Here is an 18,092-nt window from a genome sequence, read left to right as displayed (position 1 = left end):
GGCGAAGGCCTCGCCTGACGGGGCCGGGCAGTGTAGACATGGGCACATGGTGCGTCTGCCCGGCCGGTCCGAGACCCGGCGGTCCCGTCCTTCCGGGCAACCGCGCGCACCGCAGGGCCCGCGGAAGGACACTTCGGGCGCGAAGGGCGGCCGTCCGGGCGTGCTGCGGGCGGCGGTGACCGGGCGCAGCGTCGCCGGGCAGGTGTTCCTCCTCCAGGTGGTGATCGTGCTGCTGCTGGTCGTCTCGGCCGTGGTGGCGCAGGTGCTCCAGGTGCAGCGCGACAGCACCAGGGAGGCCCTCAACCGCTCCCTGGCCGTCGCCCAGACGTTCGCCAACGCGCCCGGCACGGCGGCCGCGCTGCGCGCCCCGGATCCGACGGCCATCCTGCAGCCGAAGGCCGAGGCCGCCCGCGAGGGGTCGGGCGTGGACTTCGTCGTGGTGATGAACACCGACGGCATCCGCTACACCCATCCCGAGCCGGACCGCATCGGCAAGAAGTTCGTCGGGACCATCGCGCCGGCGGTGGCCGGGGGCACGGTCGTCGAGAAGATCCACGGGACGATAGGCGAACTGGTACAGGTCGTCGTCCCCGTGAAGGACGCCGGCGGCAAGGTGGTCGGCCTGGTCTCGTCCGGCATCACCACCGAGCACGTGGGCGGGGCCGCCGACCAGCAGCTGCCCCTGCTGCTCGCGGCGGCCGCGGCGGCACTCGCGCTGGCCACCGGGGGCACGGCCCTGGTCAGCAGGCGCCTGTTGCGCCAGACGCACGGCCTCGGCCCGTACGAGATGACCCGGATGTACGAGCACCACGACGCGGTGCTGCACGCCGTCCGCGAGGGGGTGCTCATCGTGGGCGGCGACGGCCGGCTGGTGCTCGCCAACGACGAGGCGCAGCGGCTGCTGGACCTGCCCGAGGACGCCGAGCAGCGTCATGTGCTGGAGCTGGGTCTGGACGACGACACGGCCGGGCTGCTGGCCTCCGGACGGGTGGCCACGGACGAGGTGCATCTGGTCAAGGACCGGCTGCTGGCCGTCAACCAGCGCCCCACCGACCTGCGCGGCGGCCCGGCCGGCAGCGTCACCACGCTGCGCGACTCCACGGAGCTGCGCGCCCTGTCGGGCCGCGCGGAGGTGGCGCGCGAGCGGCTGAACATGCTGTACGACGCCGGCGTGGGCATCGGCACCAGCCTGGACGTGGCCCGCACGGCACAGGAACTGGCCGAGCTGGCCGTGCCGCGGTTCGCGGACTACGTCACCGTGGACCTGTTCGACGCGGTGCTGAACGGAGAGGAGCCGCGGCCCGGGACCTCGCTGCGCCGGGCGGCCTGCAACGGCGTCCGAGACGACGCCCCGCTGTATCCGGTGGGCGAGCGCATCCGGTTCGTGCCGACCTCGCCGCAGGCCCGGAGTCTGACGACGGGGCAGTCCGTGGTCGAGCCGGTGCTGCGGGAGGCGCCCGGCTGGCTCGCCCAGGACCTGGAGCACACCGGGAAGATCGTGGCCCACGGCATCCACTCCCTGATCACCATTCCGCTGCGGGCGGGCACCCTGGTCCTCGGTGTGGCCAACTTCTATCGGTCGGAGAAGCCGCAGCCGTTCGACGCCGAGGACCTGGCCCTCGCCGAGGAACTGGTCGCGCGGGCCGCCGTGTCCATCGACAACGCCCGCCGCTACACCCGTGAGCACAGCATGGCGGTGACCCTCCAGCGCAGCCTGCTGCCGCGCTCCCTGCCGGAGCAGGGCGCCCTGGAGATCGCCTACCGCTATCTGCCGGCGCAGGCGGGGGTGGGCGGCGACTGGTTCGACGTACTGCCGCTGTCCGGCACCCGGGTGGCCATGGTGGTGGGGGACGTCGTGGGCCACGGACTCCACGCGGCGGCGACGATGGGGCGACTGCGCACGGCGGTGCACAACTTCTCCTCGCTCGATCTGCCGCCCGACGAACTCCTCGGTCTGCTGGACGAGCTGGTGGGCCGGATCGACCAGGACGAGACCCCGGCCGACGGCGCCGCCGCGGTCACCGGCGCGACATGTCTGTACGCGGTGTACGACCCGGTGTCCCGGGTCTGCACGGTGGCCCGGGCCGGCCATCCGCCGCCCGCTCTGGTGCATCCCGACGGCCGCGTGGAGTTCCCGGACGTGGCCGCCGGTCCCCCGCTGGGCCTCGGCGGGCTGCCGTTCGAGACGGCCGATCTGGAGCTGGAGGAGGGCAGCCGCCTCGTCCTGTACACCGACGGCCTGGTGGAGGACCGGGACCGGGACATCGACGAGGGCCTCGAGCTGTTGCGCGAGGCCCTCGGCCGAGCACCCGGCGCCTCGCCCGAGGACACCTGCCGGGCGGTGCTCGACAGCCTCCCGAACCGGCCCAGCGACGACGTCGCGCTGATCGTGGCCAGCACCCGTGTCCTCGGCGCCGACCGGGTCGCCGAGTGGCAGGTGCCCTCGGATCCGGTGGCCGTCTCCGAAGTACGGGCCTCGGTCACCCGGCAGCTGGCCGAATGGGACCTGGACGAGATGTCGTTCACGACGGAGCTGATCCTGAGCGAGCTGGTCACCAACGCCATCCGCTACGGACGCGGGCCGATCGGCGTACGGCTGCTGCGCGACCGCACGCTGATCTGCGAGGTCTCCGACCGCAGCACGACCTCCCCGCATCTGCGGTACGCGGCCACCACCGACGAGGGAGGCCGCGGCCTGTTCCTCGTCGCCCAGCTCGCCGAGCGCTGGGGCACCCGCTACACCCACAACGGCAAGATCATCTGGGCGGAGCAGCCGCTGCCCTGAGCCCGGGAGGGCGGTCAGCCCAGGGCGCGGTCCAGATTGAACGCGGCGCTGATGAGGGACAGGTGCGTGAACGCCTGCGGGAAGTTGCCCTGCTGCTCGCCGGTGCGGCCGATCTCCTCGGCGTACAGGCCGAGATGGTTGGCGTAGGTGAGCATCTTCTCGAAGGCCAGCCGGGCCTCGTCCAGCCGGCCGGCCCGGACCAGTGCCTCGACGTACCAGAAGGAGCAGATGGAGAAGGTGCCCTCGTCGCCGCGCAGCCCGTCGGGGCTGGCCTGCGGGTCGTAGCGGTAGACGAGGGAGTCGGAGACCAGGTCCTCGGAGAGGGCGTCCAGGGTGGACAGCCACTTGGGGTCGGTCGGTGCGATGAACTTGGCCAGCGGCATCATCAGCACGGAGGCGTCGACCACATCGGCGCCCTCGTACTGCACGAAGGCGTTGCGGCGCTCCGACCAGCCGCGCTCCATGATCCGCCGGTAGATGTCGTCCCGGGCCTGGCGCCAGCGGCGATGGTCGGCGGGCAGCCCGCGGTGGGTGGCGAGGCGGATGGCCCGCTCGATGGCGACCCAGCACATCAGCCGCGAGTACAGGAAGTTCTTGCGCCCGCCGCGGGTCTCCCACACGCCCTCGTCGGGCTGGTCCCATTGGTCGCACACCCAGTTGACGAGGTGGCACACGTCGTCCCACTGGCCGCTCGAGATGGGCTCGGCCCACTTGTCGTAGAGGTAGATCGAGTCGATCAGGGCACCGTAGATGTCCAGCTGGAGCTGGTCGGCGGCGGCGTTGCCGACCCGGACCGGGGCGGAGCCGAGGTGTCCCTCCAGGTGGGGCAGTTCGCGTTCGGGCAGGTCGGCACGGCCGTCGATGCCGTACATGACCTGCAGCGGGCCGGAGCCGTCGCCGCAGCCGGGGCTGATGTGCGTGGTCAGGAACTTCATGAAGGCCGCGGCCTCGCTGCTGAAGCCGAGCCTGAGCAGGGCGTAGACGGCGAAGGCGGCGTCGCGGACCCACACGTAGCGGTAGTCCCAGTTGCGCTCGCCGCCGAGCTGCTCGGGCAGGCTGGTGGTGGGCGCGGCGACGATGGCGCCGGTGGGGGCGTAGGTGAGGAGCTTGAGGGTGAGGGCGGAGCGGTGCACCATCTCGCGCCAGCGGCCCCGGTAGCGGGACTGGTGCAGCCAGCGCCGCCAGTACGCGACGGTGGCGTTGAACTCGTACTCGGCCTCCGCGTGGGCGCAGCCGCGGGGGGTCACCTCGGTGCCGAGCTGGTCCAGGGCGAACACCGCCGTCTCACCCTCGCTCAGCTTGAAGTCGGCCCGTGCGTCCCGGCCGTCGCACTCCATGATGACGGTGGCCGTGAGGGCGAGGGACAACTTGGCGGACTCAAAGACGACGAGGCCGTCGAGGGTGCGCAGGGTGTGCGGGTCGGAGCCGTAGTCGAAGCGCGGGGCGATCAGGGCCCGGAAGGGCACGGTGCCGCGGACGCACACCACGCGCCGGATGAGCCGGTGCCGGCCCTCGACGGCGGACGCCTCCCCGCCGACCGGCATGAAGTCCTGGACCTCGCCGACGCCGTCCTCGGTGAAGAACCGGGTGATCAGCACGTTGGTGTCCGGGAAGTAGAACTGTTTGGTGCGCGCCGGTACCGCCGCGGCCAGCTCGAAGCGGCCGCCGCGCTCGGCGTCGAGGATGGCCGCGAAGACGCTGGGTGCGTCGAAGGACGGGGAGCAGTACCAGTCGATCGTGCCGTTGGTGCCGACCAGGGCGACGCTGCGCAGATCGCCGATGAGGCCGTGTTCGGCGATCGGCAGGTAGCGGGGGCTCCCGGACAGGTCCTGCGGGAAGGGGACATCGGCCATCGCTCGGGCCTCCCGGTGCGGTGTGCGGGCTGCATTCCAGCTCGGGCTGCATTCCAGCTTAGGGCCCGTCCGGCGATTCCCGTCGGCCGCCCGAAGGGCGGGCCTCGCGGCGAGCGTGCGTGCCGGACGCCGCGAGGCAGGCGGGAATTGCCGGACGGGCCCTGAGGGCGAGTGCTTCGGCGCCGGGCGGGCGGACGCCTGTCACCCCGCGCCGCGGCGCCTTCCGGATGCAGGCTGCGGCGAGGCGCGGAATGGTGAGAGTGTGCCCCGTTCGGCGGCACCGGCACGGATGCGGTCATCCGGACCGAGGAGGAGGCATCATGTCGACATCCACACCCGAAGAGTCCCGTTCGTCCGACGACCACTGCACCCCGGACGCCCTGCTCCACTCCGCTCCGCCGAGGGACGTCAGCGCGGAGGACCTGGTGATGGCAGCGGGCAGGGACGTCACTCCGGCGAACCTCGACTGGGCGCGCCGCAAGCTGGAGACCGAGGGCCAGGCAGCCGTGGAGAAGCTGCTGCCCTAGGGCGGTCCGGGGAATCCGAGGACACCAACGGGGAGGCGCCGGGCAGGGGCGCGCGGATCGTACGGCAGTCCGCCCGCCCGGCGCCCTGTGCTGCCCGTACAGCGGGCCGCTGCCCGTACAGCGGGCCGCACCCGTCGTCGCGAAGCCGGCTGCCGGCAGGCGCTCAGGTCTGCCGGGCGTTGCCGCGTCCGCAGGCGGCGGCGAGGAGCAGCGCGGCGAGGGCGGTCAGGGCCGTGCCCTGCCAGCCGAGGGTGCTGAGCAGGGGTGCGGCGAGGCCGGTACCGACGGCGCCGATCGTGAAGTACAGGACGAGGTAGACGCTGCTGAGGCTGCCGGAGCGCTGGGGGTCGAGGGCGATGACGCGGCTCTGGTTGGCGGCCTGGGCGGCGAAGCAGCCGGCGTCGCAGAGCGCGAGTCCGGCTGCCGTGACCGACGGGGTGTTCAGGCCGGTGGCGAGGAGGGCCGCCCCGGCCGCGGCGGCCGCCATGGAAGCGGTGATCACGGCGCGGGGACCGTACCGGTCGGCGAGGCGTCCGGTGAGCGGGAGTGCGGCGAAACCGAGTAGTCCGGCCAGGCTGTACAGGCCGATGGTGGTCGGGCCGAGGGAGTGGGGCGGCTGGGCCAGAGCCAGCGCGAGGGCGACCCAGACGAGGTTGAAGGCGAAGTACCACAGCCCGCCGGTGGCCACCGCGCGGCGCAGCTGCGCGTGGCGGCGCAGGAGCGGGGGAAGCGAGCCGAGGGTCGCGCGGTAGCCGCGGCCGGAGTGCGGCCGCTGCCGGGGCAGGAGCGTGGCGGCGGCGACCGCCCCGAGCAGGGCGAGGGCGGCGAACACAAGGAGCATCCGCCGCCAGCCGAGGACGTCCGCGAGGGTTCCCCCCGCCAGCCGGCTGAGCAGGATGCCGGCCGACATGCCGGCGGCCACGGTGGCGACTCCGGTTCCCCGGCTTCCGGGCGGGGCGTGCCGGCCCGCGATGCTGCCGGCCTGGGCCGCGACACTGGCGGCCGCGCCGATGAGCAGGTAGGCGGCCAGGAGCGCGAGTGCACCGGGTGCTTCCGCGGCGAGGGTGAGGGCGGCGGCCAGGGCGGTGAGCTGTGCGGCCACCAGGCGGTTGGGCGCCAGGTGGTCGGTGAGCGGGAGCAGGAGGGCGAAGCCCGTCATACAGCCGGCGAGTGCGGCGGTCGGCACGAGGCCGATCACGGATAGGGGGACGCCGAGGTCGGCGGCGACCGCGGTGAGCGCGGGCTGCAGGGCGTAGTTGTTGGCGATCGCCGTCCCGGCTATGGAGGCGAGCAGGAACGTGCCGCCCCGGGGAAGGGGGTGGGTCACGGCTGTGCGCCCCGGGTGAGGACGACGGCGTAGCGGCACTCGGCGTCGGTGGCGTTGACGAAGACGCGCTCGGCGGGCTCGCCGAGTTCGATGGTGTCGCCCGCGTCGAGTTCGTGGACCGTTTCGCCGTCGTGGAAGGTCAGACGGCCGTCGAGGACCCAGACGACCTGGCGGACGAAGGCGAAGGCCGCGGCCGGATACGGCACCCGGGCACCGGCGGGCAGGCGGATCTCGGCGATCTCCGCGGGGAAGTGCGGTCCGGTGATCTGGCGGCGCCGGTAGCCGGTGCCGGGGTCGCGCCACTCGGGCGCGTCGTCCCGGCGGCGCACTCCCGCGACGCCGTCCGTGCGGCCCTGCGGTCCTTCCTCCTCCTGCGCTCCTTCGGCGAGGGCGAGCAAGGAGGCGACGCTGAGCTGGAAGGCGGCGGACAGCTTGCCGAGGACGACGGCGGTGGGGCTGCTCTCGCCGCGCTCGATCCTGCTGATCATGGCCTGGGAGACACCGGAGGCGTCCGCGAGCCGGGCCAGGGTCCAGCGGCGACGCTCCCGCTCGGTGCGGACACGGGCCGCGATCCGTCCCACCAGAGGATCTACTATGTTGGACATGAATCCAATATACGAGAGAAGCCGGGCCGTGACGGTCCGGCCGGCTCGCTCCGGCGACGCGGAGGCGATCCGCGCGATCCGCAACCACGCGGTCGAGCACTCGACGGCCCTGTGGACGCAGAGCCCGCAGTCCCCCGCGGAAGGGGCGGCCTGGCTGGCCGCTCACCTGGAGCGCGGCTCGGCGTTCGTGGCCGAGGTGGCGGACGAAGTGGCGGGGTTCGCGGCCTACGGCCCGTGGCGGAGCCTGGACGGGTACCGGCACACGGTGGAGGACTCGGTCTAAGTCCGCGAGGACCGGCACGGGCTCGGCATCGGCTCCGCACTGCTCGCCACCCTCGTCACAGCCGCCCGCGAGGCCGGCCACCACGTCGTCATCGCGGACATCGAGGCCGGCAACACCGCGTCGATCCGGCTGCACGAGCGGTTCGGGTTCCAGCACGTCGGAACGGTCCCGGAGGTCGGCACCAAGTTCGGCCGGTGGCTCGACCTGACCATCATGCGGCTGCCCCTGGCCTGAGCCACCGGCAGCCGCCGCGGACGGGGCGGCCAGGGGCCGAGCCGCACGATCTGCGGGCCGTGGCCGCCGGCCCGGTCGGCCGACTCGGTGTTGGTGTGGACGGTGTCGTAGTCGTACGAGGGCGGCGCCGGGCTGGTCAGGATGTGGTCCAGGAACTGGGAGTTGCCCCGGTGGACCACGCCCGATGGCGGCATGGAGGTTGTGGTGGCGCGCGGGTGCGAGGTGGCATCCGGAGGCGGGTGCGCAGGTTCGAATCCTGCTGGGGGCACTTCGCATGAAGTGCCTAGTACTCCAGCCGTAGATCGTGATCTTCATGGGTGAAGGGTGGCTTGGCGGCGGTAGTGACTGTGGCGTCTACGCTGTGACCTGCTGCCACCGCATGATCTTCAGTCTTCACACACCGGTGATCAACGGTGGCCGCACCCGTTTTCACAGCGCCCTCGCCGCAGATCGTGCCAGGAGGACATATGCAACACGGCGAAGTCTGGTGGGTCGAGTTTGATGAGCGACGGCCGGTCGTGCTGCTGCCGGGAGACGAGGCGTCCGGGCTCCGGGCGATGCAGGTCGTCGCTCCGGCGGGCGTCGACATCAGCGGTCTGGGCATCGAAGTGGCCGTGGGCGCCACGGAAGGACTGCCCTTTGAAGGCGTGCTGCGGTTCGCGTTCCCGCGTCCAGGCTTCACCCCTTGCACGTGGCTGACCATCATGTCCCGGGACGACCTGGTCGAGCGGGCAGGCGTGCTGCCCTCCGTGAAGCTCAGGGAGATCGAGGACGCCCTCCGTGTTGCTGGACAGCCGCAGGAGTGGACCGCGACGGCAGCCGCGAAGCTCAGCGAGATGAAGGATGCCCTCCGCCTCGGTGAACTGGAGTAGGCGGGCAAGGGACGGACGCCGCCGATGGTGTGGGCGATCTCGTCCAGATGATCAACGCTGGCCATCTCCACGGCGTCCCACACCAGCAAGATCACGATCTACGGCTGGAGTATTAGGGCGTGCAGATTTTCAACTCGTCTTTTTGATCTTGGTCTGGGTGGAGCCGGGATCGAGGAACGTCGCGACGTCGGCCGGTGTGCGAAGGCGGGCGGTAGAAGTGTTGATGTGGTGGCTCCTGACGGGGCACATCTGAAGAGTGAGTTGTGGGCTCGACTGGAAGTGAGGCGCCCGTCAGGGGCTGCATCCCTCTTTCGGACTCCGTGATCCACCTTGTTCAGCACGGAACTCGTCCAAGAGGGAGAAGAACATCTCCATCGGATGAGTGCCGGCCTCCTCAGCTGCTCGTTCGATCTCGACGGCCCAGCCCAGTGCGCTGGGGTAAGCCATGCTCAGCCGCTTCCACAGCCACTGGGAGAAGGGGCCGCCGTTCCAGAAGTCGAAACGTTCATCGATGTCATGGATCTCGGAGGCGACCGCGTAGCCGGTCAGCATGGAGTCCAGATGCTGAAGTGAGCTGCGGCGCACCCACATCCCTGGGCGGACCCTCACCTCGTCGAGGAACTCGTTGACATTGCTGAGCTCTCTCGGCCTCCGCGGCCTTGGCCTGCCGGCCACCGGTTCTGTCACACCTGCAGCGTACTGACATCAGCTAGCACAGGACTGGATCTGCCGGTGAGTGATGAGGCAGCAGGCGAGCTTGAGAAGCCCGGTGCCGTGTCGGGTGCCGCGGTGGGCGATGGCCGGAACGATGCCGCGGGCGCGGAAAGTACCACGATCGGCGTGCCGTGCCCTTCGGTGATCAGGTGGTGTTTCGAGCCAGCTCGGCCCCGGTCTACCGGCGACGGGCCGGACTGATCCAACTCTTTGTGTTAGCCACCGTCAATCCGTTTCCCTCCGGTAGCAGTCTCGAGATTCGCCAGAAGACTGGAATTGGGGCAGGTCGTCGCGGAAAAAGAAAATCTGTCGCGGCGCAGCGCCGTGGAATTCATCGACGGCCTCCTTTGAAACGATGAGGCAGAATTTCTTGATCAAGGGATTGTGATTCCCTGATCTGCTCAACTGAAGTGATCCCTCGTACTGGCCGGACTGGAAGGTCCAGTTGTCGGCCCAGAAGTTGAGTGTGGGCTGCTGAGGTTGATCCTGACTGACGACGAACGGGGCGGGATCGCTGGCCCATTGGTAATTGATATGGTCTGAAGTCGGGTCATATTCATATTTCCCGGTTTCATGCCAATAGAAAATCGGCTTCTTTGTAGAAGAAATTGATCCGACGGGATTCAGTTGCAGACGTGCATCACGAATCACCTCGACATCCTGCGTCTTGAACCTGGTCGACACCGTCGGCTGAATCTCGAACGCGATTCCGTTGCCTCTCGGTCCAGTGCGGAACAGGTGAGGAAGTGTCACATCGATTCGGGGCTTCTTTTGAAGTTCAGTGAAGTTGTAGACCGAGAAAGCAAGCGCTGCAACAGCAGCTAGCGTGGCAGACCACTTGTGCACGTTGTCGAATCGCGTTCTTCGAGGCTCCGTCGCCCTCTCGCCCGTGCCGTTCACGCTTCTACTCTCTGCTGAGATCGGAGCCGTAGGCGTGCTGTGTTGCTCCGTTTGGCCAGCGCGATGGCTGAGGTTCAACCCCAGGTCAGCGGCGCCCGCGAAACCCGGATGCCCCATCCTGTCTGCATGAGGTTGCAGGGTGAGCCAGTGACGGCCGAAAGGGCAATCCTTCTGAACGAACTGCGGTTCGATCCAGGTGCGATCTACGTGCTTGACCATCCCTTGATGCTCGTCCCCGGTGACCAAGTGCTCGTCCTCACGGATCAGCAAGTGGTCATCAAGCGCACGGCGGGGCACGAGGAGAGGCCCGCCGGCCACTGGACTCCGTGGTGCTGGACTTGGCGCCTCCTCTGACTCTGTCGTGCCGGATGGGCACCGACGTCGAGCGGTGAACCGCCGTCAACAGGCTCATGGCGTACCGCGCGCCTGTCGTCGGCACCCCTGCACGCCCGGCTGCGACGCAGGCCTTCCGTGCGGTGCCCGGCGGCTGTCAGACTCCGGAAGATGCCCGACTTCGACATGCTCGTCATCGGATCCGGACCCGGCGGGCAGAAGGCCGCCATCGCCGCGGCCAAGCTCGGCCGCCGGGTCGCCGTCGTCGACCGCCCCGACATGCTCGGCGGGGTCTCCCTGCACACCGGCACCATTCCGTCCAAGACCCTGCGCGAGGCCGTGCTTTACCTGACCGGTCTCACCCAGCGCGACCTGTACGGGCAGAGCTACCGGCTCAAGGAGGACATCACCGTCGCCGACCTGACCGCGCGCACCCGGCACGTGGTCGGCCGCGAGGTGGACGTCGTCCGCAGCCAGCTCTCCCGCAACCACGTGGCTGTCCACTCGGGCACCGGCCGGTTCACCGACCCGCACACCGTCGCCCTGCGCGACGAGGTCACCGGTCATGAACGGCTGTTGAGCGCCGAGCACATCGTCATCGCCACCGGCACACGGCCGGCCCGCCCGGACAGCGTGGCGTTCGACGGGCGCACGGTCATGGACTCGGACAACGTGCTCTCGCTGGAGCGGGTGCCGCGCTCGATGGTGATCGTGGGCGCCGGTGTGATCGGCATGGAGTACGCCTTGATGTTCGCCGCGCTCGGCAGCAAGGTGACGGTCGTCGAGAAGCGGCCCGGGATGCTGGATCTGTGTGACGTCGAGGTCGTGGAGTCGCTCAGGTACCACCTGCGGGACCTCGCCGTCACCTTCCGGTTCGGGGAGACCGTCGCCGCCGTCGAGCGCCATGCCCGGGGCACGCTGACGGTGTTGGAGAGCGGCAAGAAGATCCCCGCCGACACGGTGATGTACTCGGCCGGCCGTCAGGGCCTGACCGCCGGGCTCGACCTGGACCGGGCGGGGCTGAGGGCGGACGCGCGCGGCCGTATCGAGGTCGACGAGCACTACCGGACCGAGGTGCCGCACATCTACGCCGTCGGTGACGTCATCGGCTTCCCGGCGCTCGCGGCGACCTCCATGGAGCAGGGCCGGGCGGCGGCATACCACGCGTGCGGGGAGCCGGTCGGACAGATGCTCGGCCTCCAGCCGATCGGTATCTACACGATTCCGGAGATCAGTTTCGTCGGCCGGACCGAGGACCAACTGACCGAGGACCGCGTCCCGTTCGAGGTCGGGGTCGCCCGCTACCGGGAGCTGGCCCGGGGCCAGATCATCGGGGACTCGCACGGCATGCTGAAGCTGCTGGTCTCCCCGGTGGACCGCACCCTGCTCGGCGTGCACTGCTTCGGCACCGGCGCCACCGAGCTGATTCACATCGGCCAGTCGGTGATGGGCTGCGGCGGCACGGTGGACTATCTGGTGGACGCGGTCTTCAACTACCCGACGCTGGCGGAGTCGTACAAAGTCGCCGCGCTGGACGCGACGAACCGGTTGCGCCAGATCGACCATGTGGCCGACTGAGCGGTATCAGAACAGGTCAGTGGACGTTACCGGTTGGTCATCTTGAAAGGTCAATGAGTGCCGCTATAGTCACACCCACACACGGTGACCGTCCGCCGACGCTCGGCAGCACGGTGTGTTCATCCACCCCCGTTCTTCCTGACCGGCTCCCGACCCGAGGCCATCCCTTTTCGGGTACGAGGCGGGTCCACCCCCCACCTGCACGCCGTAGGGCCGGGCGCCCGTGCGCCGTGCACAAACGGAAAGCGGCACGACCATGAGCAACAACAGGGGCAGAGGGCTGCAGGCCAATGTCCTCGGCACGTTCGACACCGTGGTGATGGCGGTCGCCGGCAGCGCGCCGGCGTACTCGCTGGCCGCGACCACCGCCGTCCTCGTCGGCGCGGTGGGACTGGCAAGCCCGGCCGCCCTGCTGTACTGCGCGATACCGATGCTGGGCATAGCCCTGGCGTTCAGCTACCTCAGCCGGATCGACGTCAACGCGGGCGCCAGCTACTCCTGGGTGGGCCGCACCCTCCATCCGTTCCTGGGCTTCATCAGCGGCTGGGCGCTGGTGATCTCGGCGACCATCTTCATGGTGGCCGGTTCGCTGCCCGCCGGATCGATGACACTGGCCCTCTTCGACGCAAAGCTCGCCGACAACACGGCGCTGTCCACGGTGGTCGGCGCGGCGTGGTTCCTCGTCATGCTGGGCGTGGTGCTCGGCGGGGCCCGGCTCACCGTACGCGCCCAGCTGCTCATGTCCGGTGTGGAGCTGGGAATTCTGGCACTGTTCGCGGTACTCGCCGTCTTCCACACGGACAACGCCCGCGCCTTCGACTGGTCCTGGCTGGGCTTCTCCCACTTCGACGGCATGGGCGGGTTCGCGTCCGGCGCACTGCTCGCCGCGTTCTACTACTGGGGCTGGGACGTCACCAGCAACCTCAGCGAGGAGACCCGCAACAGCCGTCGTACGACAGGACTGGCCGGCCTGATCGGGGTCGGGATCGTCTTCCTGCTGTTCGAGGTGTTCACCATCGCGGTGAACGTCATCCTGACCTCGAAGCAGATCGAGGAGAACGACGCCAACGTGCTCGCGGTGCTGGGCGAGGAGATCTGGCCGGGCTGGGGCGGCAAGCTGCTCATCGTGTCCGTGATGCTGTCCACCATCGCCACGCTGGAGACGACGCTCATCCAGGTCACGCGCTCGCTGTTCGCGATGGGCCGCGACCGCACGATGCCGACCGCGCTGGGCCGGGTGCACCGCACCTGGAACACCCCGTGGGTGGCGATCGTGGTGGTCGGCGGGGTCGCGCTGGCGATGTTCATCGCCTCCAACGCGCTCGGCTCGGTGGGCGAGATCCTCTCCGACGCGATCTCGGCGATCGGCCTGCAGATCGCCGTCTACTACGGCCTCGCCGGTCTCGCGGTGGTCGTCGCCTACCGCAAGATGCTGCTGAAGTCGCCGGCCAACTTCCTGCTCGGGGGGCTGTGGCCGCTGTTCGGCGCCGTGTTCATGTTCTGGATCTTCGTCGAGTCGCTGGGCGAGCTGAGCGGCGCCGCGATCGCGATCGGCATCGGCGGACTGGCCGTCGGGCTCGTTCCGATGCTCTGGTACTGGCGGCAGGGCAGCGACTACTACCGGCCAGCGAAGCTGGACGCGACCCGGACCGTGGAGGCGGAGTACGTTGCCGACGGCGCCGGTGTGCCGTCCCGGCCGCACGAGGGTCTCCCCACCGACTTCTGAGGGAGATCCCGATGGCGCGAGACCGTTTCACGCCCGATTTCGACCCCGACTGCGGGGACGGGCGGCTCACCTCCGCCCGGCAGGACATCGTCATCGGCCGCTGGCAGGGCCTCAGGGACCTGCTGTGGGTCACCGGTGAGGACCGGACGCTGCGCGGCCACCGGGTGCGGCTGCTGGCGCAGGCCTGCGCGAGCAGTTCGACGGTGGAGTCGTGGCTGGCCGCCGAGCCCGGCAACGCGGACGCGCAGGTGCTGCGCGCGGCGACGGAGACGGCCCGGGCGTTCCACCTGGCCATCTCCGCAGGGCGGGGTGTGCCGATCGACCGGGACCGCATCGACGCCGCGGTGCTGGCCTGCCTGCACGCCGCCGAGGCCTGCCCCGAGGACCCGACGCCGTGGGTGTCGCTGATCTCCGTCGCCCGGCTGTATCCGACAGGGGTACGGCGGCAGGAACTGGCCCGCTGGTGGGACGAGTTGCACCGGCGGGACCCGTACACCGTGGAGGGCCACCTGCAGGTCCTGCACTACTACTCGGCCCGCTGGCACGGCACGCACGGCCTGATGTACGACTTCGCCCGGGACGCGGCCGGCGTGGCACCGCCCGGCTGCCCGCTGCCGGTGCTGGTCCAGTACGCCCGGGTCGAGGAGTACCGCTATGCCCTCGACGCCGCCTCCGGCCGGCAGGGCTCGGTCGGCCTGGGCCAGCACTGGGACCACGACGGCGCGGTCAACGACGTACGGCGCACCTGGGAGCGCTGGGTACGGGGCCGCCCGGACAGCAATCCGGCCCCGACCGAGCTGCGCGACCTCAGCCACCTGGCGCACGCGGCCTGTCTGGCCGGCACGGCGGACGTCGCCGCGTCCCTGCTCCGGCTGCTGGGCCGCCGCGCCACCCGCACCCCGTGGTCGTTCACGGGCGATCCGGCGCAGCAACTGACCAAGTGGCGCAAGGAGTTCGGGGTGCGGGCCTAGACGCGGCCACGGAGCAGGACGAGGCCGACCGTAGCCACTCCGGCCGCGGCGGAGCAGAGAATGCCGGCCGTCAGGAAGCCGAAGACGGTGAAGGCGACGAACAACAGGGCCGCGAGGGTGGCCAGGACGGCACAGGTTCGGGGCAGGCCGCCCGCCGTCCAGGCCTCCTGGAGGAACTCGTTGGTGCGCCAGGCATGGACCGCGACGAGCACCACGGCCACGATCATGACGGTGGCGAGGACCGGGGAGAGACCGGACGTCCGGTGGAACACCGTGGGCCGCTCCGCACCCTTCAGCGCCAGCAGATGGTGGATCCCCTTGATCGCCTCCACCGGGCCCAGCACGGCGAACACGCCACCGGCCACGCGGCCCGGCCACACCTTCCCGCCGTTGCCCCGCCGCAGCGCGATCCATTCGAGGATGCCGCGCGGATTGATCAGCGCCACCCAGCCCGTCACGGTGGCGCCGAGCCCCCACGTCAGGTCGAACAGAGCAGAGTCCGGCGCCGGCATCGGCTGCGAGGCGAGTGCGTACATCCCTGGTCCCTCCCGAGGCGCCGGCAGCGGATCACGCCGGCAGCGCAGTGTGCCGCCGCAAGGGAGCCGCGCACCATGGGTGACGTGGGGAATTTATGCGATCTTGACGGAGCGCCAGGGGGTTTCGTTTGGATCAGGCCGCGGCGTCCGGTGCGGTGCATCGCAAGGCGGAGGAGCACCCGCGTACCGGGCGTACCCGGGTGGTCCGACAACGCGGCGAGGTGCCGTGCCGGGCGTCACGGACCCGGGCTGATCCAAACGAAACCCCTAGTCCGCGGACCCCTCCGCCAGGCCCGCCGTCCACTTCTCTTCGACGCGGCCCGCCTTCCACACCAGCAGGGCGATCGCCCAGGTGGCGAAGAACAGGCCGACGATGACGAAGCCGACCGTGTTGAGGTCGAGGCCCGAGATCCAGTCCCAGAACGCGCCGTGCAGGTCCAGCCTGTCGGCGAGCAGGCCGAGGAGTTCGACGGTGCCGATGACGAGGGCGACGGCGACGGACAGACCGGTGACGGTGAGGTTGTAGTAGACCTTGCGGACCGGCTTGGAGAACGCCCATCCGTAGGCGAAGTTCATGAACGAGCCGTCGATGGTGTCGAGCAGCGACATGCCTGCCGCGAAGAGGACGGGGAGGCAGAGGATCGCGTACCAGGGCAGGCCGGAGGCGGCGCCGGAACCGGCGAGGACCAGCAGGGCGATCTCCGTGGCCGTGTCGAAGCCGAGGCCGAACAGCAGGCCCAGCGGGTACATCTGCCACGGCTTGGTGATCGACCCGGTGACCCGGCCGAGGAGGCGGTTCATGAAGCCCCGGTTGTCGAGCTGCGCCTCCAGGGCGGCCTCGTCGAACCGGCCGGAGCGCATCTGCCGGAACACCTTCCAGATGCCGGCCAGGATGACGAGGTTGATCCCGGCGATGAGGTAGAGGAAGGTGCCGGAGACCGTCGTACCGATCAGGCCGGTGACCTCGTGCAGCCGGGAGTGGTCGTCGCGGACCGGTCCGTCCAGGGCCTTCATGCCGAGGGAGAGCAGCAGTGTCAGGCCGAGGACGACGCTGGAGTGGCCGAGCGAGAACCAGAAGCCGACCGACAGCGGGCGCTGCCCCTCCCCCATCAGCTTGCGGGTGGTGTTGTCGATCGCCGCGATGTGGTCGGCGTCGAAGGCGTGCCGCATGCCGAGCGTGTAGGCGGTCACGCCGATGCCGATGCCGAACGTCGCCGGGGTGCCGGCGGTTCCGGTGCCGGCGCTGAGGTGATCCGGGGCGACGATCCCGACCAGCGTGCCCCAGCCGATCACGTGCAGCGCGAGCACGAAGGCGGCCATACCGCCGACCCTGGTCCACTCCTGCCGCGTCATGGAGCCACGGACGCGGTGCCAGGCCGAACGCGGGGCGTCGCCCTGAGCGGGGAGGGACGGAGCGGAACCAGGGGCGGCCGTCATGGGGGAGGGTGTTCCTTCGGTGCAGCGGCTACGGCTGCGTTGCACAGCCTTGTGCCATCCTCCCGCAGTTGCAACTAATGTGCAGTAAAGCCCGCGGCAGGCCTTTCCCATGGGGAGGGAAAGACCGTGGCCGAGGGACGCTCAGACGGAGAGCAGGCCGCGGCCGAGCCAGTCCCGCCCGTCGCGCACGCCGGGCAGGGCGAAGAAGTAGCCGCCGCCCGTCGGGGAGATGTAGTCGACCAGGGGTTCGTCGATCAGCCGCGTCTGTACGGCCTCGAACTGCCGCTTGACGTCCTGCTGGTAGCAGCAGAAGGCCAGGCCCATGTCGAGGTTGCCGACCTTGTCCACGCCCCGGTCGTAGTTGTAGCCGCGGCGCAGGATGCGGGAGCTGTCGGTCTTCGCGGTGCGCGGGTTGGCGAGGCGGATGTGGGCGTCGACCGGGATCGCGGTGCCGTGCGGGTCCTTGGTGTAGTCGGGGATGTCGGTCTCCCTGGCGCCGTCGAGCGGGGCGCCGGTGTCCTTGCGGCGGCCGAACATCTTCTCCTGCTCGGTCAGCGAGACCCGGTCCCAGAACTCCACGAGCATCCGGATGATCCGGATCACCTGGTAGCTGCCGCCCTCGGCCCAGGCCGGCTCGCCCTGCCCGGCGCCGACCCAGATCAGCCGGTCGGTCTCGCGGGCCGAGGTGACGTCCGGGTTGGCGATGCCGTCCTTGAAGCCGAGCAGGTTGCGCTGGGCTCCGGTGGGGCGCGGGGTGTTCTGGAAGCCGTCGATGCGCCACTTGATCTGCATGGCGCCGCGGGTGTGCCGGGCGATGTCACGCAGGGCGTGCAGCACGGTGTCCTGGCTGTTCGCGCACAGCTGGAGGGACAGGTCGCCGTGGCATTCGGCCGCGTTCAGGTTGTCGTTCGGGAAGGTCCGCATCGGGGTCAGCCGGGCGGGCCTGGCCCTGGCGAGGCCGTAGCGGTCGTCGAAGAGGGAGGCGCCGACGCCGACCGTGACGGTCAGGGCGTCCGAGGGGACCTCGGGGCCGAGGATGCCGTTGTCGGAGGGCGGCGCACCGACGCCGAGGTCGGCGGGGGTGCCGCCGGAGGTGAGGAAGCGGGCCCGCTCGGTGATGGTCCGCAGCAGGTCGGCGAGGCCCTTGCGGTCCTCGGTGATGACGTCGAAGGAGACGAAGGTGGCCGCGGCCGGCGCCGGGGTGACGATGCCGGCCTGGTGGGCGCCGTGGAAGGGGACCTTCGCACCGCTGTCCGTGCCCGTGTCCTGCGCCTGGGCCGTGCCGCCGCTCCCGGCGAGCGCGAAGCCGCCGCCGGCCAGGACCGCACCGGCGGCTCCGGCGCCCAGCGCGGTCCGCACCAAGGAACGGCGGGCCGGGCAGGCGGGGGTGTCGGCAGAGGGCATCGGAGGG

Annotated in this window: 16 protein-coding genes and 1 pseudogene; 8 read left to right on the top strand and 9 right to left on the bottom strand. The window is 70.4% G+C overall.

What is annotated here, in order from left to right; all coding sequences use genetic code 11:
• The first annotated feature begins 46 nt into the window (after nucleotides 1–46).
• Nucleotides 47–2,785 carry a SpoIIE family protein phosphatase/ATP-binding protein gene (locus tag FB157_RS22255; RefSeq protein WP_186581632.1) on the top strand — a complete coding sequence of 913 codons (2,739 nt, stop codon included), beginning with the start codon at nucleotides 47–49 and terminating at the stop codon, nucleotides 2,783–2,785.
• A 14-nt stretch (nucleotides 2,786–2,799) separates the two neighbouring features.
• Here the strand turns inward: FB157_RS22255 and FB157_RS22250 are convergent, their stop codons facing one another.
• On the bottom strand, nucleotides 2,800–4,638 hold the full coding sequence (locus FB157_RS22250) for a glycoside hydrolase family 15 protein (RefSeq protein ID WP_145882353.1): 1,839 nt from the start codon (nucleotides 4,636–4,638) through the stop codon (nucleotides 2,800–2,802).
• Nucleotides 4,639–4,958: 320 nt separating this feature from the next.
• On the opposite strand from FB157_RS22250, the gene FB157_RS22245 reads away from it, so the two are divergent.
• Nucleotides 4,959–5,165: a hypothetical protein gene (locus tag FB157_RS22245; RefSeq protein WP_145882351.1), complete on the top strand. Its 207-nt coding sequence runs from the start codon at nucleotides 4,959–4,961 to the stop codon at nucleotides 5,163–5,165.
• Between the two features lie 163 nt (nucleotides 5,166–5,328).
• Here FB157_RS22245 and FB157_RS22240 read toward each other — a convergent pair whose 3' ends face one another.
• Together FB157_RS22240 and FB157_RS22235 are read right to left on the bottom strand one after the other, a co-directional pair.
• A complete protein-coding gene (locus FB157_RS22240) occupies nucleotides 5,329–6,492 on the bottom strand; it encodes an MFS transporter (RefSeq protein WP_145882349.1) in 1,164 nt (387 codons plus the stop codon).
• Entirely contained in the window at nucleotides 6,489–7,097 is a 609-nt protein-coding gene (locus tag FB157_RS22235; protein WP_145882347.1) for an XRE family transcriptional regulator, read from the bottom strand. The genes FB157_RS22240 and FB157_RS22235 overlap by 4 nt, the downstream gene beginning before the upstream one ends.
• Between FB157_RS22235 and FB157_RS49440 the strand changes: the two genes are divergently transcribed.
• From FB157_RS49440 to FB157_RS22225, 3 genes are all read left to right on the top strand, one after another.
• Nucleotides 7,096–7,380 (top strand): hypothetical protein, encoded by a 285-nt coding sequence (locus tag FB157_RS49440; RefSeq protein ID WP_315903830.1) that lies wholly within the window; start codon nucleotides 7,096–7,098, stop codon nucleotides 7,378–7,380. The genes FB157_RS22235 and FB157_RS49440 overlap by 2 nt on opposite strands.
• Before the next feature lie 27 nt (nucleotides 7,381–7,407).
• Nucleotides 7,408–7,614, top strand: a complete 207-nt coding sequence (locus FB157_RS49435) for a GNAT family N-acetyltransferase (protein ID WP_315903831.1) — start codon at nucleotides 7,408–7,410, stop codon at nucleotides 7,612–7,614.
• Nucleotides 7,615–8,081: 467 nt separating this feature from the next.
• Complete coding sequence (locus FB157_RS22225) at nucleotides 8,082–8,486, top strand: type II toxin-antitoxin system PemK/MazF family toxin (protein WP_145882345.1); 405 nt, start codon at nucleotides 8,082–8,084, stop codon at nucleotides 8,484–8,486.
• Between the two features lie 291 nt (nucleotides 8,487–8,777).
• Here FB157_RS22225 and FB157_RS22220 read toward each other — a convergent pair whose 3' ends face one another.
• The 3 genes and pseudogenes from FB157_RS22220 to FB157_RS22210 all read right to left on the bottom strand — a co-directional run bounded on the left by FB157_RS22220 (nucleotide 8,778) and on the right by FB157_RS22210 (nucleotide 10,370).
• Entirely contained in the window at nucleotides 8,778–9,173 is a 396-nt protein-coding gene (locus FB157_RS22220) for a hypothetical protein (RefSeq protein WP_145882343.1), read from the bottom strand.
• An 18-nt stretch (nucleotides 9,174–9,191) separates the two neighbouring features.
• Nucleotides 9,192–9,412 (bottom strand): annotated as a pseudogene (locus tag FB157_RS22215) (hypothetical protein); the annotation flags it as partial.
• A gap of 13 nt (nucleotides 9,413–9,425) precedes the next feature.
• Nucleotides 9,426–10,370, bottom strand: coding sequence for a hypothetical protein (locus FB157_RS22210; RefSeq protein WP_261386430.1), 945 nt, complete (start codon nucleotides 10,368–10,370; stop codon nucleotides 9,426–9,428).
• 234 nt (nucleotides 10,371–10,604) lie between these two features.
• Here FB157_RS22210 and sthA point away from each other — a divergent pair, with 234 nt between their 5' ends.
• The 3 genes from sthA (at nucleotide 10,605) to FB157_RS22195 (ending at nucleotide 14,708) form a co-directional block, all read left to right on the top strand.
• Nucleotides 10,605–12,011, top strand: coding sequence for a Si-specific NAD(P)(+) transhydrogenase (sthA, locus tag FB157_RS22205; protein ID WP_145882341.1), 1,407 nt, complete (start codon nucleotides 10,605–10,607; stop codon nucleotides 12,009–12,011).
• Between the two features lie 256 nt (nucleotides 12,012–12,267).
• Nucleotides 12,268–13,737, top strand: coding sequence for an APC family permease (locus tag FB157_RS22200; RefSeq protein ID WP_145882339.1), 1,470 nt, complete (start codon nucleotides 12,268–12,270; stop codon nucleotides 13,735–13,737).
• 11 nt (nucleotides 13,738–13,748) lie between these two features.
• Complete coding sequence (locus FB157_RS22195) at nucleotides 13,749–14,708, top strand: hypothetical protein (protein WP_145882337.1); 960 nt, start codon at nucleotides 13,749–13,751, stop codon at nucleotides 14,706–14,708.
• Here FB157_RS22195 and FB157_RS22190 read toward each other — a convergent pair.
• From FB157_RS22190 to efeB, 3 genes are all read right to left on the bottom strand, one after another.
• Complete coding sequence (locus FB157_RS22190) at nucleotides 14,705–15,244, bottom strand: archaellin/type IV pilin N-terminal domain-containing protein (RefSeq protein WP_145882335.1); 540 nt, start codon at nucleotides 15,242–15,244, stop codon at nucleotides 14,705–14,707. The genes FB157_RS22195 and FB157_RS22190 overlap by 4 nt on opposite strands.
• Before the next feature lie 267 nt (nucleotides 15,245–15,511).
• On the bottom strand, nucleotides 15,512–16,681 hold the full coding sequence (locus FB157_RS22180) for a HoxN/HupN/NixA family nickel/cobalt transporter (RefSeq protein WP_186581631.1): 1,170 nt from the start codon (nucleotides 16,679–16,681) through the stop codon (nucleotides 15,512–15,514).
• Nucleotides 16,682–16,822: 141 nt separating this feature from the next.
• Entirely contained in the window at nucleotides 16,823–18,085 is a 1,263-nt protein-coding gene (gene efeB, locus FB157_RS22175) for an iron uptake transporter deferrochelatase/peroxidase subunit (protein ID WP_145882333.1), read from the bottom strand.
• Nucleotides 18,086–18,092 lie beyond the last annotated feature (7 nt).

The organism is Streptomyces sp. BK340 (assembly GCF_007827595.1).
Lineage (GTDB): Bacteria > Actinomycetota > Actinomycetes > Streptomycetales > Streptomycetaceae > Streptomyces.
The sequence above is the reverse complement of the archived record's forward strand: the minus strand, read 5'-3'. Positions and strand labels throughout refer to the sequence as shown.

What these genes read in the sequence shown, in the direction of transcription:
- sthA (WP_145882341.1), top strand. Translation starts at nt 10,605, where the DNA reads ATGCCCGACTTCGACATGCTCGTCATCGGATCCGGACCCGGCGGGCAG.
- FB157_RS49440 (WP_315903830.1), top strand. Translation starts at nt 7,096, where the DNA reads ATGAATCCAATATACGAGAGAAGCCGGGCCGTGACGGTCCGGCCGGCT.
- FB157_RS22195 (WP_145882337.1), top strand. Translation starts at nt 13,749, where the DNA reads ATGGCGCGAGACCGTTTCACGCCCGATTTCGACCCCGACTGCGGGGAC.
- FB157_RS22180 (WP_186581631.1), bottom strand. Translation starts at nt 16,681, where the DNA reads ATGACGGCCGCCCCTGGTTCCGCTCCGTCCCTCCCCGCTCAGGGCGAC.
- FB157_RS22235 (WP_145882347.1), bottom strand. Translation starts at nt 7,097, where the DNA reads ATGTCCAACATAGTAGATCCTCTGGTGGGACGGATCGCGGCCCGTGTC.
- FB157_RS22245 (WP_145882351.1), top strand. Translation starts at nt 4,959, where the DNA reads ATGTCGACATCCACACCCGAAGAGTCCCGTTCGTCCGACGACCACTGC.
- FB157_RS22255 (WP_186581632.1), top strand. Translation starts at nt 47, where the DNA reads ATGGTGCGTCTGCCCGGCCGGTCCGAGACCCGGCGGTCCCGTCCTTCC.
- FB157_RS22250 (WP_145882353.1), bottom strand. Translation starts at nt 4,638, where the DNA reads ATGGCCGATGTCCCCTTCCCGCAGGACCTGTCCGGGAGCCCCCGCTAC.
- efeB (WP_145882333.1), bottom strand. Translation starts at nt 18,085, where the DNA reads ATGCCCTCTGCCGACACCCCCGCCTGCCCGGCCCGCCGTTCCTTGGTG.
- FB157_RS22200 (WP_145882339.1), top strand. Translation starts at nt 12,268, where the DNA reads ATGAGCAACAACAGGGGCAGAGGGCTGCAGGCCAATGTCCTCGGCACG.
- FB157_RS22225 (WP_145882345.1), top strand. Translation starts at nt 8,082, where the DNA reads ATGCAACACGGCGAAGTCTGGTGGGTCGAGTTTGATGAGCGACGGCCG.
- FB157_RS22190 (WP_145882335.1), bottom strand. Translation starts at nt 15,244, where the DNA reads ATGTACGCACTCGCCTCGCAGCCGATGCCGGCGCCGGACTCTGCTCTG.